Below are 14,803 nucleotides of genomic sequence, written 5' to 3'. Positions count from 1 at the left end.
AGCATCGTGCTACGAACGTAGCATCCAGTGCGGAGGTGCGTCAAGTGTTTTGTGCGAGGCGAGGTGATGTGGCGCTTCCAGGAGCCTCCGATTACGCCGAGGCGGTGCCCCTCCCCCGCCCCTTCTCCGCTCGTTCCTCGCGGAGAGGGGAGAGGGCGGTGGACGGGCCCCTGCGCCGCCGCCGGTACGCCAGATGCCTGGATGTTTGCTGAATCGCGCATCATCCGCACCCGATCCCCTGCATGCCCAGAGTCCCGCGCCTCACGCCGTTGATGATCCTGCTGGCGCTGATGCTCGCCGCCGCGCCGGCCGCGGCGCAGCAACCGGCGATGCTGCGCGGGCGCGTGGTCGCGGCGGACGGCGCGCGGACGGACAGCCTGCGCGCGTTCGTCCGCTGGCGCGCGCCGGGCGACACGGCGACGCGGGTGGATTCCGCGGCGGTGGATTCGGCGGGCCGCTTCGCGCTGCCGCTGGCGGAGGGCGCGGCGGATTCGCTGCAGCTGGTCGTGGACGCGGCGGACCGCGGGGCGCGAGCGTACCACCCCGCCCTGGCGCGCATCCACCGGCGCGACGCGCAGGCGGAGCAGGGAATCGTGATGGTGCCGCGGACGTGGACCATCCCCACGGGCCGCTACGCGGGCGAGTCGGTGGCCGTCAGCCCGCACCGCGCGCGCACGCCGGTGTGCCCGGGATGCAGCGTGTTCTGGGTAAAGGATCCCCTTCCGGACGGGGTGGTGCGCTTTCAGGGGTGGCCCGCCTCGCGCTTTCCGCTGCGCGTGGCCTTTGACCGCGAGCACTCCATCCCCGCCGGCGCGGCGCCGGATTCCGCGGCGTTCTGGCGCGGCGTGGAAAGCATGGAAGACGCGTTCGGGATGGACCTGTTCCGCCCCGCGCGCTACCTGCAGACGCTGGCGCGGGGGATGGAGGAGATCGGCGCGGACGACGTGGTGCTGGTGGTGGTCGACCCCGGCCTGCCGGTCGCGGGGCTCACCATGGCGCTGGGGCGGCGGGGGATCGTGGAGTACGCCGCCGTGAGCCTGCAGCGGCGCGACGTGGTGCGCACCGGCTACGGGCCGGAGCTGGTGGGGCACGAGATGATGCACGCGCTGGGCTTTGGCCACACCTGCGCGTGGCGTTCCATCAGCGCGGACCTGCGGCGCTGTCCGGAGATGCGCTCACCCTCGCCCACGCCGGAAGACGTGGCGCACGCGCAGGTGCTTTACCGCGTCCGTGACCTGCAGAGCGCCGGCGGCCTGCGCTGGGGCCTGGACGCCGCGGTCGCCGGCGAGCGCGTCCTCATCTTCGGCATTCCCGCGGACGATCCGTAGGTAATCGGCAGACGCCCGCAAGCTTCGGCTGATTGGGTGCGCGGTGGTTGCTCCCCGGGCTCTCCAACAAACTGCGTGGGGAGGGAGAACGGCAGAAAGCTTGTCGTCGCGGAATCGAGGAACGAAGGGGACCCGCCCGCGGTGCGACCGTCTCCCGACCCTCCATCATCCCGGCTCCATCGCACCCCGCACCGAACGCGTGTGTCGCTGATGATCCAGATCGAACAAACTCTGCTACTTCAACGTGCGGCAGAGCGGGTGTGATTCCTGCAAAGCCGTCTCGCCCCGCGCCAGATGGCGGCGGCGTAGAGCGTTACAGGAATTGTAGATGGCGTTCACTGTCCCACGTGTTTCGTACGAGTATGTAGTCCCGGCTCCACGCACGGTGGACCCGCGAATTACGGCATTGTTGCGCTGCTTCAACGTGCCGCCGGGGCAGGGCGATCCGCCCAGCACCCTGGTGATCGCCGCGCACCCCGACGACGAGACCATCGGCGTGGGCGGAATGTTTCCGCGGCTGGACGGCGCGCTCACCGTTCTGCACGTGACCGACGGCGCGCCGCGCCACCGGCGGCAATGGGGGCGGCAGGAGTACGCCACCTGGGACGACTACGCCCGCCAGCGGCTGCACGAGGTGGAGTGCGCGCTGCGGGTGGCGGGGGTGGACCCGTCCGTGTGCCGGCGGATGGAGGTGATGGACAGCGAGGTGTCGCTCAACATGGTGCCGGTCACCCGCCGGCTGATGGAGATCCTGGACGACCTGCGCCCCGAGGTGGTGATTACGCACCCGTACGAGGGCGGCCACACCGACCACGACGCCACCGCCTTTGCGGTCCGCGCCGCCTGCACGCTGCTGGCGCGCGACGGCGCCCCGGCGCCGGCCATCACCGAGTTCACCTCGTACCACAACGAGGGCGGCGACAAGGTGGTGAACCGCTTTCTTCCCTTCGACGGCGCGCCGGAGACGGAGGTGGTGCTGGCGGCGGAGGAAAAGGACATGAAGCGGCGGATGTACGACTGCTTCTACACGCAGGGCGGCGTGCTGCGCGACATGCCCGTGCGCGTGGAGCGCTTTCGCCCCGCGCCGCGTTACGACTTTACCCAGGCCCCCCACGCCGGCCGCCTGCGTTACGAACGGTATCCGCTGGGTATCCGCGGCAAGCACTGGCGCGCCCTGGCCGCCGACGCCATGGAGCTGCTGGAGCTGAACCGGCGGTGGTAAATGGAGCCGGACCGGGATGCGGGGCGTGGTCGAGGGCGGGGGTTGAGGTCGAGGCGCTTCGACGAGAATTGAACTGGCGCCGATGGGGTACTCCGCCCCCCACCCCGCCCCAACCCGGGGGGGCGGGGTGGGTGTTCGGGCAACTATCGTAGTGCTCCGCACAGTCCGGCGCGGGATGGTGAGCCGCCCCCCATCCCCGACCTTTCCCCACACATTGTGTGTGGGGGGGGAGAACTGGATCCCGCTTCGAAAAAGCCTGCGTTACGTCGTGCTTCCCGTTGCGCGCCAAACGTTCGGATCGCGTCACCCCTCTCCCGCGCAGTTTGCGGGAGAGGGGCCGGGGGTGAGGGGTCCGCGCGCAGCGCGACGCTGTTGCCGTTGTGCCATTCACGCTCACACCCTCACACCCCCACACCTCACACCCTCACACCCTCACAGCCGCGGATCCACCGGCTCTGATTCCAGGGCAAGGACGCCGAACACGCACTCGTGCACGCGGCGCAGCGGCTCGCCACGGACAAAGCGCTCCAGCCCCTCGATGCCCAGGGCGAACTCGCGCATGGCCAGGGAGCGCTTGGCGCCCAGGCCGCGGATGCGCAGCCGCTCCAGGTTCTGGGGCATGGTGTACTCCGGGCCGTAGATGATGCGCAGGTACTCGCGGCCGCGGCACTTCACGGCCGGCTGCACCACGCCGCGGCGGCCGCGCGCGGCGAACTCCAGCGGCTTTACCACCATCCCCTCGCCGCCGGCGCCCGTCATCTGCTCCCACCAGGCGATGGCGGCGGCCTGGCTTTCCGGGTCCGTGACGTCCACCACGCGGTGCTCGGTGGCGTACAGCAGCCGGTCCGACGCGGCGCGTACCCGGCCGATGGTTTCCATGTGCCACAGGTGGTCGCGGTCGGTGTGCACCGCGCCTTCCGTGGCCAGCACGTGGAAGGGCGCCAGGCGCAGGTCGTCCACCGACTCGACGGGCCAGCAGTATCGCCCGTACGCCTGCACGTACGCACCCGCCAGCGCCTGCCGTTCGGCGAACTTCGCCCGCAGGCCGTCCACCGGCGCGCCGCGCGCCTCCGCCTGCCGCAGCACGCCGGCCACCGAATCCAGCGCGCCGCGCGCGGCGGCGCCCACCGCGGCGTACTGGCCGCGGATGAGCTCCTGCGCCTTGGCGGACCACGGCATCAGCTCGCAGTCCAGCACGGCCCAGTCCGTCCCCATCTGCTCCCAGAACTCCGACGCCGTCATCGCGTCGCGCAGGATGTCCAGCGCCTGCGCCTCCAGCGCCGCGTCGTCGAAGAAGCGGCGGCCGGTGCGGGTGTAGACGATGCCGATCCCCTCATCCACCACCCCAAAGCGCCTCCGTGCCGCCTCCTCGTCGCGGCAGATGACGACGACGGCGCGCGAGCCCATATGCTTTTCCTCGCACACCACCTTGGGAATCCCCTCGTTGCGGTAGTACGCGAACGCCTCCGCGGGGTGCTCCAGCAGGCCGGGCTCCGCGGTGGTGGCGGAGGGCGACATCGTGGGCGGCAGGTAGACCAGCCAGCGCGGATTCGCGGCGAAGCGGCTCATTACCTCCAGCGCGGCGGCGGCGTTCTCCTCGCGGATGGTCACGCGGCCGGACAGGCGCGTTTGCACGATGCGCTTGCCGGTGACGTCGTCCAGGTTCAGCAGCTCGTCGTGCTGCTGCTGCGCGGTAAGCGCGGGCGCCGCCTCGTCCGCGGCCAGAAAGGGGCGCGCGGGCTCGGCGTAAGTGTGCGCGGCGGGAACGGAGACCAGCTCGCGCTCCGGCCAGCGCAGCGCCGTAAGCCGGCCGCCGAACACGCAGCCGGTGTCGACGTTGATCGTCCGGTTCAGCCACTCCGGCTCCGGCACCGGCGTGTGGCCGTAGACGACGGCCGCCTTGCCGCGGTACTCCGCCGCCCAGTTGTAGCGCACGGGCAGGCCAAACTCGTCCGTTTCGCCCGTGGTCTCGCCGTACAGCGCGAACTCGCGCACGGCGCCGGAGCCGCGCCCCTGCAGCTCTTCCTTGAGCCCCGCGTGGGCCACCACCAGGGCGCCGCCGTCCAGCACGTAGTGGCTGACCAGCTTGTCCAGGAACTCCGCGACGGCGGCGCGGAACTCCGGGGTCTGCGCCTCCAGCTCGGCCAGCGTGCGGTCCAGCCCGTGGGTAATGCGCACGTCGCGGCCGCGCAGCGCCCTTACCAGCTTGATGTCGTGGTTGCCGGGCACCGCCAGCGCGCTCCCCGCCTGCACCATCGCCATCGCGGTGTTCAGGACGTGGACGATGCGCGGCCCGCGGTCCACCAGGTCGCCCACGAACACCGCCTTACGGCCTTCCGGGTGCCGGCGCACGCCGTCTGCGCCCGGCAGGTAGCCGAGCGTATCCAGCAGCGCGTCCATCTCATCCCCGCAGCCGTGCACGTCGCCGATGATGTCGAAGGGGCCGTGCTCCTGACGCCGGTCGTTCCACAGCGGCTCGCGCACGATGGTCTCCACCGCGTCGGCCTGTGCCTCGTCGAGCACGAAGACGTGGCGAAAGCCCTCGCGCCGCAGCTCGCGGATAGACTTGCGTAGCTGCTGCACCTGGTTGGTGATGGCGTGCGGCGGCACCTGCCGGTCCTGGCGCGAGCGGTTGCGCGCCTGGCACACCCGCTCGGGAACGTTCAGGACGATGGCGACGGGAAGCACGTGCGTCTCACGCGCGATGGCCACCAGCGGCTTGCGGGCGGCGGACTGCGTGTTGGTGGCGTCGATGACGGTCAGCCGCCCCGCCCGCAGCCTCGTGCGCGCCACAAAGTGCAGCACCTTGAAGGCATCGTCGGTGGATGTCTGGTCCGTCTCGTCGTCCGAGACCATGCCGCGAAAGAAGTCCGACGACAGCACCTCCGTGGGCTTGAAGTGCCGCCGCGCGAACGTGCTCTTGCCGCACCCCGACGCGCCCACCAGCACAACCATCGCCAGGTTGGGGATGCGGATGCTGGTCGCTGGTGCGGCGTCGCGGTGCCCGGACTCCGGGGCGGACTCCGGCACGACGATGGGTTCGGATGGATGCTGCTCGTTGGTGTCGGTCATCGGATGTGGAGCGTGGTTCATCAAAACAACGATCGGCTACGGCTGCCGTCTTGATCCGCGGCGGGTTGCGCGTCATCGACAGAGTTCGGAGCGGCCACCTGCCGGGGCGAATAAATTCGCGGCAACAACTACACAAAGTCCGCCTGCGCGGACTCGGCGGCCCGGGTGTGTGCGGCGTTCCATGCGCCTGCGCGTCCGCAACCGGAGAGCATCCGCTGCACCACCTTCCTGCGTCAACGCGGGAGGCCGGCGGCGAAGCGCAGCCAGTCGCGCATCTGCGGATCGACGGCGTCCGCCGCCTGCTCCAGAGCGGCGCCGAACTCGGCCAGCTGCTCCGGCGTGGGCTGCGAGGCCACGCGGTTGAAGCGCTGGTTCCACTGCCGCAGGTACGTGCGCGCGTACCTGCGGATGCGCTCATCCGGATCCACCAGCGCACGCAGGATCCACGGAATCGACTCCCATTTGCCGCGCGCCACCAGCAGCGACAGCGCGCTCTGTCGCACGTGCGCCCGCCCGTCGCGCATCAGCGCGCCAAGCGGCGCGATGCCGAGGGTTCGCACCCCGTCCAGCACCGCCGCGGCCGCCGCGCGAGAGACGGACGGGCTGGCATCCGCGACCGCAGCGAGCACGGTGGGGAGCGCCGCGGTTCCGCCCAGCCGCGCCAGGGCTCGCACCGCGGCGGCGCGTACGCGCGGAAGCGGATCGCCCAGCAGCGGGCACACGGATTCGGCGTCCGGTTCGCCGCCGGTCTCCCCCAGCCCCGCCACGGCGGCGGCCAATCGGGCGCCACCCGCCGCCACCTGCTCGCGATAGAATGCGGCGAAGTCCACCGGGGACAGGCGCTGCAACGCGGCACGGGCTTCGGCGCGGACGCCGCCGGCGGAGTCCAGCAGCGCCTCGCGCAGCCAGGGGAGCGCATCCGCGCCCGCGCGCCGCGCCGCCAGCCCCAGCGCGTCGCGCCGGATGCCGGGCAGCGGGTCGCGCACCAGCGCGGGGAGAACAGTCCGAAGCGAGGCATCGTCCAGCGCATCCGCCACACGCACGGCGTGGCGCCGCAGGACCACGTCGTTGCTGCCCAGCGCCGCTTGCGCCAGCGGCCGCAGCCCGGTGCCGCCCGCCCGCTCCAGGATGCCGAAGCAGGTACGCCTCACGGTACGGTCCGGAGAGCCGAGCCCCGCCCACACGGCGTCCGCGCACTCCGGCGCGCGGAGCAGCTCCATCACCGCGTCCACCAGCGGACGCGCGTCCGCGCTGCCCCTGCCGCCCAGCCGCAGCACCAGGTGCAGCCAGCGCACCCACGCCTCCGCGTACGTGGGACTCAGCCGGGCACGCAGGGCATCCAGCGCCAACCCGCGCACCTGCGGCACCCAGTCGTTGGCGCGCAGAAGCAGCGGCGGCATCTCGTCGCCGCCGCGGACCAGGGCGAGGCGCCGGACGGCGGCTTCGCGGATGTAGCCGCTGTGGTGCGCCCCCAGCAGCCCCACCACCGCGGCTTCGGCATCCGCCGGCAGGCGCAGCGCCCGCACATCCTCCGTGCCCCCCAGCCACGCGGGCGACTGTGCTCGATAGTAGATGCGCAGCCAGTGGCGCAACGCGTCGTCCGCGCGCACCCACTGCGGCGCATCCATCCGCTCGACCCGGTTGCGCAGCTCCCTCGCCGCCGCGTCCGCGCGCCCGGGATCGCGGGCGCCAGCGTCGGCCAGCAGGGTCATCAGCCTTCCGTCCCACGACTCGGCGGCGCCCTCGGGGAGCACGGCCGACGCTTCCAGGTGCTCCGGCGCGTCCTGCTCAAACAGGCCCATCAGCCACTTCAACGGCATCGCATCTCCAATCCATCCATCGCCTGCGTGTACATCGGGCCCCTTGGGTATCTGCCGGTCATGCCACGTTAGCGGGTAGATCCCCAACTCCCGCGCGTCGCCTTCCTGAGAGTGTGTCTAAGAATCTGATCCTCAGACAACCCAACGTTTGATTCCCTGAGGGAGCGCGCCTCCTCAACTTGAATCCACTCAACCGCTTACGCGCGACCGAAGGATCTCGTCTCGGCGATCGCGAGGCAGGCCCGGCGGCACAGGTCCAGCCCCGGGGTGCTGCCAGCGAGATCCTTCGGTCGGCGCCAAGTGGCTTTGTGGCAGCAGGTTCGGAGCGGCGCCTCCCTCAGGAAATCGAGCCCTCGGTCGATTCTTAAATACCCTCTGAGGGAACGCCGCGGGAACCCAAAACCTTCACAACGGCCTGCGCGCGACCGAGACACCTCGTCCGCCTGACCGCAGGACGTGAACGGCTCCCGAAGGCTGGGCCTTGCGCGACCCGACAAAGATCCTTCGGTCGCGCACAAGCTTCCGTGGTGATAAAAGTTGCGGGGCGTGCGCTCCCTCAGGATGACAGTGTGCGACTGGCGGCAGCGGGTGACGTTGGGCACCACCTTCAGCCTCAGCCTCAGGAAGTCGCCGCTTCGGCCGAGGCCTCCCCCGCCGCCGCGTCAGGCGACGGCGGCGGGGGTGCGGCGGATGCGCAGCAGCAGATCGTGCAGGGCGGCGCGGGCGGTCGGCTCTTCGGGGAGGTGGCTGCGCTCGGCGGCATCCACCAGCACCTCGTTGAGCCGCAGGTACTCGGCGCGGTGAAACTCCACGTCGGCATCCGCCAGCACGGACTGCTCGGGGCCGGCCGTCTTGCGGGCGATCAGCTCGTCCACGTACGGCAGCCCCACGTGCGCGTTGCACTCCGGCAGCGACGCCACCACGCGGCCGGTGCGCATCAGGTGGATGCCGGTAAGCAGCACGCGGTACACGTACAGCAGCGGCTTTACCCGCCGGGGTTGCTCCTTTTCGAACAGCCGCCACTGGTTGGCGGCAAAGCCCACGTAGTGCCTCACGCACCGGCGCGTGATGCACCCGCGCGCGAGCGCCCGCAACTCGGCGTGCTCGGGCGTGGTGTGCACCACCAGCGGCGAGTACAGCTGCTCAAGCACGTAGCCGTTGTTGCGCAGCAGCAGCCCCAGGAACTTGCGCGCGTCGTGCGTGACCAGGTCCACCTCTACGCCGTGGCGCACGCGCGACGTCTGCACCGTCTCGGCGCCGGGCTCCAGCCCCACAAAGTGGTCCAGCGGCAGCAGGTGCGCGCCACGCACGTCGTAGTCGCTGTCCGCGGAGGGAAAGCCGTACAGGTGCGCGCCGCTCACGGTGGCGAACAGCAGCGGATACGGGTGCGCCCGCACCTCGTCCATCAACACCGAATCCAACATCCTCTTCATCGTTCCCTGCCCTTCGTTCGTTTGATTACTGGACCGCGCTCCTCCGGGCGCGCACCAGGAAGTCGTTGGCCCACTCGTAGTCCGGCCGCTCGGGAAGGCCGGTGGATGCGTACGCGGCGTCGAACTCGCGGTGCAGCGCCAGCCGCCACGCGTTCACCTCGTCCCACGCGGCGTCGCCGGCCTTGATGCGCAGCAAGCGGTCGCGGTGCTCGTCCACGCGCACCGGCACGTGCCCCTCGCGCAGGGTGGCGATGCCGGCCAGCAGCAGCCGGATCAGGTGCATGGCGTGCTTCCAGCGCGGCGCGCCGCTGGCGCGAAAGTCCGCCTCCAGCCGCTTGAACTGCGAAAGCACGTAGCCGGTGAAGGTCTGGTAGACCATCCGCGACAGCACCCGGTGCCGCTCCGCCAGCAACTCCTGCATCACCGGCGCGGCGTGCTGAACCAGCGGCGTGTACAGGCACTCCAGGATGTTGGGGTTGGCCTTGAGGGCCAGCCCCAGGAACTTCTGCATCTCCCAGTAGCACTCCTCCGCGGCCGGGTTCTCCAGCTGCTCAGGGACCCCGTACAGCGACCAGTGCAGCTCCGCCGGCGGCAGGTACACGCCGCGCAGGTCCACGTCCGACGCGTCGTTCTGCAGCCCGTACGCCCGCGAGCCGACCACGCAGCGGTAGACGACGTGCGCGTACAGGTCGTGGTCGCGCAGGATCTCGCCGGGGTCGCCCATCACGCCGGTCTGCTCCTGCTTGCGGATGCTCAGCTCGTCGCGGCGCAGCGAGACCTCCACCCCGTCGGGAAGGCGGACGCGGTAGGCGTGCGAGTAGTCCGCGGGCGCGCCGATCACCTGGCCCACGGCACCGGCGGGGCAGATGGGCACGCCGGCCCCCGTGGCCACCGCGCGTCGCGTGACCACCTGGGTGCCCACCGGCAGGATCAGGTGCAGGTTCCTCATGGATCTGTACGATGTTTTACGTTCGTGCGGCTGAGGGTCACCCCGCCGGCTCAGGCGCCGTGCTTCAGCAACTCGTCCAGCAGCGCGGGATCGGACCACACGACGCCCTCCGTCACGAACCGCTCAGTTTCCACCCTTCCGTCTGCAAAGAACTCCACCTCCCACCGCTCGCCGGGCATGGCGACCTCCACCATCAGCGCCTCGCCCCGCGGCCTGGAGAGCCGGTAAAAGATCTTCCGCGTCTCCAGCGCGAGCAGAAAATCCAGCAGCGCCTGCAGGGGATTGGCGCTCATCCGTCCATCCGCGTAAAGATGGCCATCTGCGTGGGCGAACCCACCTCGGCGTCGTCGGGACCCACGGGCGCGTAGCGGACGGTGTAGCCAAACCGCTCCGCCACGCCGCCGGCCCACGCCTGCAACTGCGTGCGCGTCCACTCGAAGCGGTGGTCGCGGTGGCGAAAGTTGCCCGCGGGGAGCGACGGCCAGCGCACGTTGTACTCGGCGTTGGGCGTGGTGAGCACGACGGTGGCCGGGCGCGCGTGCTCCCACAGCACCCGCTCGAACGCCGCCAGCCGTGGCGGGTCCATGTGCTCGATCACCTCCACCACGGCCGCCGCGTCGTAGCCGTCCAGGCGGCGGTCGCGGTACATCAGCGAGCCGTGCATCAGCCGGATGCGCTCGCGGCGGCGCGGCGGAAGCCGGTCCAGCTTAAGCCGGTCGGCCGCGATCTCCAGCGCGCGGTGCGATACGTCCATCCCCACGATCTCGTCGAACGCGGGCTCGTCCAGCAGCATCCGCAGCAGCCGACCCTCGCCGCATCCCAGGTCCACCACGCGCTTTGCGCCGCTGCCGCGCAGGGCCGCCAGCACCGTGGCCAGGCGCTGCTGGTTCAGGCTTATGCGCTCCTCCAGCGCGTCCTCGCCCGCCGCCGGTGCCTCCTCCGGCTCGTCCTCCACCTCTTCCAGCGGCTCCAGCCGGGCGATGGCGTCACGCACCAGGCTGCGGCGGTGCTTCAGGTAGCGCGAGGCGATCCACTCGCGCTCCGGGTGCGCCGAAAGCCAGCCTTCGCCGTGGCGCACCAGCTTTTCCACCTCTTCGTCGCCTACCCAGTAGTGCTTGGCGCCGTCCAGCACCGGCACCAGCACGTAGATGTGCGTCAGCAGCTCCGACAGCCGCTTGATGGCCGACAGGGTGACGGTGAAGTAGCGGCTGTCGCCCCACTCGGGGTGCGCCTCGTCCAGCGCGTGCGGCTGCACGTCCACCGTGTAGCCAAGCGGCTCGAACAGGCGGCGCACGCCGTCATCGCCGCCGCGCGCGGGGAGCACGGCCAGCCGCGCCTCCAGCGGGATGGGCGTCTGCGCCAGCTCCGGCCGCTCGCGGCATGCGCCCGTCATGGCGCTGCGCAGCACCCGCGCGATGGCCACGGACAGGAACGACGAGGCCACGTACGGCCGGTCGTTGACGTACTGGTCCAGCGCGCCCTCGCCGCCGCCCTTGCCGCGCACCAGGCCGACTGGATCGACGTCCAGCAGCAGCGCCGCCGTGCACGCCGCTTCCTCCGCCTCGGGGTAGAAGACGTGCGCGTGCCCGAACGCCAGCTCGAACGACTGCGCGCGCGCCGGGTTCTTCCCCAGCAGGTAGCCCAGGTCCGTCGCCGGGAAGTGCGTGGTGCGGATGGTCAGGAGCATGTGCTTCGGTCGATGTTCGTGGCTCGTGAGACGGTCAATGCGTCCCGACTACGGCCGGGTTGCGAGCCGACTACCCCGCGGGAGCGACTCACAATCCGGCGAATCCGAGCCGGGAATCGGCTGCGTCCGCCCGCGGGAGCGAATGAATTCGCCGCTGGAAAATCGCAAAGTCCGCCTTCAAGGACTCGCCGGCCCGGCCGGGTACGGCGTCCCAGGCGACTGCGCGTCCGCTACCGGGATGGTCGTCGCGCGTCGGGAACTCGCGGCAACAGTCCGCGAAGGCGTACTTCGCGCAGTTCCAGCGGCGATTTCAATCGCTCCTGGGGAGGGGACGCGCGCGGTCGCCGGATCGGATTCCCGCGTCACTCCCTGAAAGTAGTCGTGGCGGTTGGAGCCATCGTGGCCGCCGGACTTCATGCAGCACTTCTTGAAACCGCCTCGCGCTTCCGCAGGGGCACAGGTCGTTGCGCCCCAGCTTCTCCAGCAGCTCCTTGTCGCCATGGACCACGCGCACGCCGCGCTTCACCTTCGTCTCAGAGGGGTAGCCGTGGCGCCGCTTGCTGGTGCGCTCAAAAGGAGGCTTGCTGGTCCGTCTTGTTCTTCGCCATCGTCACACCCTCCGCTCCAGAGTTTTTGGTTGATTCGAACACCCGGGCCCTTCACCGCCTCCCGTCTTGTGGCGGCGCACGATGACGCCGCGCCGCCGACGGAACCTTCACCGGACTTTCAGCCGTGAACCAGCGAGACGCACGGATCCAGAAGTGGGCGATCATCGCCTTCGCCATCATCGAGGCGGTGATCATCGCCACCGTGCTGATCGTGCGCATCCGCGGCGACTGAATCCTGAACGTTCATTTACAAACGATCGGAGACATCTCTCATGACCCCCGACAGACCGAACCCCGTGCACACCGCGCTGGCGGCCGCCGACCGCCGCGACCGCATGAGCCGCTACGCCCTGTACGCCGCCGCGCTGCTGGAGATGGTGCTGCTTGCCACGGCGCTGCTGGTGATGGATTTCGATGACGACACGCACCTGCTCATCCTGATCATCGGCATCCTGGTGTACAGCACGCTGGCACTGGGGCTGGCGGCCATCGCCTCGCGCGCCGCCGCGGCCGACGCGCGGCTGCTGCACGCCATCCAGATGCTGGACGAGCGCCGGCCGGCCGCGTAGCCGTCGTGCCCGCTCCCGCCGAGGACGCGCGCGGCACCGTCTGGCTGGTGCTGCGCGCGCAGGCCGGCGACCGCGCCGCGCTGGAGGCGCTGCTGGCGCACGCGGACACGCTGCTGCGCCCGTTCGCCACCCTCATGCTGCGCGACGCCGACGCCGCGGACGACGTGCTGCAGGACGTGCTGCTGCTGATCTACCGCAAGCTGGGGACGCTGCGCGAGCCGCGCGCCTTTGCCGCGTGGGCCCGGCGCACCGCCAGCCGCGAGATCTTTCGCGCGCTGCGCCGCCGCCGCGCCCACGACCAGTTGCACGACGAGCTTCCCCCGGATCTCCCGGATAACGCCGATCCCCCGGCGCCCCCGGACGACCTGCTTCAGCGCCTTCCCCAACTGCTGGCGCGCGTTTCCCCCGCCAGCCGCGCCGTGCTGGCGCTGCACTACCTGGACGACCTGTCGCTGGACGAAACCGCCGCCGTGCTGGACCTGCCCACCGGCACCGTCAAATCGCGCCTGGCGTACGGCCTGGCGACGCTGCGCCGCGCGCTTACGGAGGCGGAACTGCGTTAGTGCAGACGTGGTGATCCGTCACTTTCGCACTCCCGCACTTTCCTCAGCAGGCCAGCTGCCCGTTCACCAGCGCGCAGGTGATGCCCCCGCCGGTTCCGGAGACCGGAACCAGGGTGACGTTCCACCCGTTCGGCGCCGCCTGCAGGACCGTGTATCCAAACGCAAGGCCGGACCAGTAGCCATCCACCGCCACCCCGCCGGCGGGTGATCCGAGTGTCGCCGGCAGCCCCACGCTCTCGTCGGTGCCGCCGTCGCCCACCACCAGGACCGGCGCGCGGGGGGCCGCGAAATCCAATCCCTCCCACGCGTGCACGTGGCCCACCAGCGAGAGTGCGACCGCCGCGGGAAGCTCTCCGCTGGGCGATGCCCGCCGCAGCGCCGCCTGCAGGATGTACGAGCCCGCCGAATCCGCCTGTCCAGCAAAATCGCGCGCCCACGTGGGCACGTGCGTCACCAGCCACGCCGGCTCCCCGGCGGCGATCAGCCCCGGCAGCCGCTCAAACTGCCGCGCGTACGCGGGAATCGCCCGTGCCGAGTCGTTCTGCCCGTTCTTGGGCCAGCAGTCGGGGGAGTACGAGGGCGCGCAGGCCGTGTCCATGATCAGCAGCGTGCCCACGCCCGGCACCTGCACGGCGTACGGATCCGTGGTGTCGGCGCACCCGCCCGCCGGCATTGCGCGCGGATCGAAGAACACGAACCATCCGCGCCCGCCGCGCACGCAGTCTTCGTGATTGCCGCGCGCGAACACCCATGGCGCGGCGGGCAGCAGCTCGCCCGCGGGCGCAAACCAGTCGGCGTTCCATGCGGCCCAGTTGTCTCCGCACGGCGTGTGTCCGCCGCAATCCTTGACCGTTTCGCGGTAGATGTAGTCGCCCACGTGCACCGTCAGGTCGCCCCCCGCCCGCGCCGCCTGATACGCCACCGCGGCAAAGGGCCAGTCCGCGGGGACCGCGCAGTCCTGCTTTTCCGCCCGGCACCCGGTGTCGCCGATGGCCACCACCCGCTGCACCCGCGACGGCGGCGGGGCGACCGGCCGCGGCATTTCCGGCAGTTGAACGGGGGTGCCGTCCAGCCGCTGCTGGCATACCAGCACGGGAAAGCTGTCCGAAGGCATCGCCCGTACCGATGCCGGCGCGGGGCAGACCGTGCCGCCCTGATACACGGTGCGCAGCTGCCACTCTCCCTCCGCGCCCGCCTGTGTCCACCAGTACAGCAGCATCCCCTGCTGCGCGCGCGCCGAGCCCGCGCACAGCGCCAGCAGCGCCGCCACGACAAGCGAAATCCGCTTCATTGATCCGTCTCCTGCATGCAACGGGTGAGTGGATCGCGCCGGACGCGCCGACGCGGTACGGGTAGGGCCGGGGCGAATGGTAATCCGTCCCCACACGCCCTCCAACACCGATCCACGCAGTGCGTCCGTGCGGGAGTGGATGATCCGGCCGCTCGGGGGCGCCTCGCCGCTGACGGCGTGCTCGACCGGGGAGCGGCGCTCGCGCAGCGCGAGGCCGATCCACAGCGGGACGGCGACCAGCAGCAGCACGCCCCACATCCC

The 14,803-nt window shown here is 70.9% G+C and carries 12 protein-coding genes; 4 read left to right on the top strand and 8 right to left on the bottom strand.

Translation table 11 applies throughout. The features are described from left to right. The first annotated feature begins 242 nt into the window (after positions 1-242). A complete protein-coding gene (locus tag ACOJUJ_RS19245; protein WP_420128521.1) occupies positions 243-1,328 on the top strand; it encodes a hypothetical protein in 1,086 nt (361 codons plus the stop codon). 385 nt (positions 1,329-1,713) lie between these two features. After that, positions 1,714-2,550 (top strand): PIG-L deacetylase family protein, encoded by an 837-nt coding sequence (locus ACOJUJ_RS19240; RefSeq protein WP_420128520.1) that lies wholly within the window; start codon positions 1,714-1,716, stop codon positions 2,548-2,550. 432 nt (positions 2,551-2,982) lie between these two features. On the opposite strand, the gene ACOJUJ_RS19235 is transcribed toward ACOJUJ_RS19240, so the two are convergent. From ACOJUJ_RS19235 to ACOJUJ_RS19205, 7 genes are all read right to left on the bottom strand, one after another. Then, the gene (locus ACOJUJ_RS19235; protein ID WP_420128519.1) at positions 2,983-5,622 is read right to left on the bottom strand and encodes a polynucleotide kinase-phosphatase; all 2,640 of its coding nucleotides are present in this window, start codon (positions 5,620-5,622) and stop codon (positions 2,983-2,985) included. A gap of 233 nt (positions 5,623-5,855) precedes the next feature. Further along, the gene (locus ACOJUJ_RS19230; RefSeq protein WP_420128518.1) at positions 5,856-7,442 is read right to left on the bottom strand and encodes a HEAT repeat domain-containing protein; all 1,587 of its coding nucleotides are present in this window, start codon (positions 7,440-7,442) and stop codon (positions 5,856-5,858) included. Positions 7,443-8,104: 662 nt separating this feature from the next. Then, positions 8,105-8,875 (bottom strand): DNA polymerase beta superfamily protein, encoded by a 771-nt coding sequence (locus ACOJUJ_RS19225; protein WP_420128517.1) that lies wholly within the window; start codon positions 8,873-8,875, stop codon positions 8,105-8,107. Positions 8,876-8,900: 25 nt separating this feature from the next. Then, complete coding sequence (locus ACOJUJ_RS19220) at positions 8,901-9,824, bottom strand: DNA polymerase beta superfamily protein (protein WP_420128516.1); 924 nt, start codon at positions 9,822-9,824, stop codon at positions 8,901-8,903. Positions 9,825-9,874: 50 nt separating this feature from the next. After that, a complete protein-coding gene (locus ACOJUJ_RS19215; RefSeq protein WP_420128515.1) occupies positions 9,875-10,117 on the bottom strand; it encodes a hypothetical protein in 243 nt (80 codons plus the stop codon). After that, complete coding sequence (locus tag ACOJUJ_RS19210; protein WP_420128514.1) at positions 10,114-11,511, bottom strand: 3' terminal RNA ribose 2'-O-methyltransferase Hen1; 1,398 nt, start codon at positions 11,509-11,511, stop codon at positions 10,114-10,116. Before ACOJUJ_RS19210 ends, ACOJUJ_RS19215 begins: the two co-directional genes overlap by 4 nt. A 310-nt stretch (positions 11,512-11,821) precedes the next feature. After that, the gene (locus tag ACOJUJ_RS19205) at positions 11,822-12,019 is read right to left on the bottom strand and encodes an SEC-C metal-binding domain-containing protein (protein ID WP_420128544.1); all 198 of its coding nucleotides are present in this window, start codon (positions 12,017-12,019) and stop codon (positions 11,822-11,824) included. 372 nt (positions 12,020-12,391) lie between these two features. Between ACOJUJ_RS19205 and ACOJUJ_RS19200 the strand changes: the two genes are divergently transcribed. After that, the gene (locus ACOJUJ_RS19200; protein ID WP_420128513.1) at positions 12,392-12,688 is read left to right on the top strand and encodes a hypothetical protein; all 297 of its coding nucleotides are present in this window, start codon (positions 12,392-12,394) and stop codon (positions 12,686-12,688) included. A gap of 5 nt (positions 12,689-12,693) precedes the next feature. After that, complete coding sequence (locus ACOJUJ_RS19195) at positions 12,694-13,251, top strand: RNA polymerase sigma factor (protein WP_420128512.1); 558 nt, start codon at positions 12,694-12,696, stop codon at positions 13,249-13,251. A gap of 43 nt (positions 13,252-13,294) precedes the next feature. Here the strand turns inward: ACOJUJ_RS19195 and ACOJUJ_RS19190 are convergent. Then, positions 13,295-14,803, bottom strand: a 1,509-nt coding sequence (locus ACOJUJ_RS19190; protein WP_420128511.1) for a metallophosphoesterase, incomplete at its 5' end; no start/stop codon positions are given.

Origin of the sequence: Longimicrobium sp., assembly GCF_048594345.1 — a bacterium.
In the GTDB taxonomy this organism is placed as follows: domain Bacteria; phylum Gemmatimonadota; class Gemmatimonadetes; order Longimicrobiales; family Longimicrobiaceae; genus Longimicrobium.
This window is presented reverse-complemented; position numbering and strand designations above follow the sequence as displayed.

Bases quoted from the DNA above. Each gene is read 5' to 3' on its own strand.
- ACOJUJ_RS19245 (WP_420128521.1), top strand. From the start codon at position 243: ATGCCCAGAGTCCCGCGCCTCACGCCGTTGATGATCCTGCTGGCGCTG.
- ACOJUJ_RS19235 (WP_420128519.1), bottom strand. From the start codon at position 5,622: ATGACCGACACCAACGAGCAGCATCCATCCGAACCCATCGTCGTGCCG.
- ACOJUJ_RS19230 (WP_420128518.1), bottom strand. From the start codon at position 7,442: ATGCCGTTGAAGTGGCTGATGGGCCTGTTTGAGCAGGACGCGCCGGAG.
- ACOJUJ_RS19225 (WP_420128517.1), bottom strand. From the start codon at position 8,875: ATGAAGAGGATGTTGGATTCGGTGTTGATGGACGAGGTGCGGGCGCAC.
- ACOJUJ_RS19220 (WP_420128516.1), bottom strand. From the start codon at position 9,824: ATGAGGAACCTGCACCTGATCCTGCCGGTGGGCACCCAGGTGGTCACG.
- ACOJUJ_RS19215 (WP_420128515.1), bottom strand. From the start codon at position 10,117: ATGAGCGCCAATCCCCTGCAGGCGCTGCTGGATTTTCTGCTCGCGCTG.
- ACOJUJ_RS19210 (WP_420128514.1), bottom strand. From the start codon at position 11,511: ATGCTCCTGACCATCCGCACCACGCACTTCCCGGCGACGGACCTGGGC.
- ACOJUJ_RS19200 (WP_420128513.1), top strand. From the start codon at position 12,392: ATGACCCCCGACAGACCGAACCCCGTGCACACCGCGCTGGCGGCCGCC.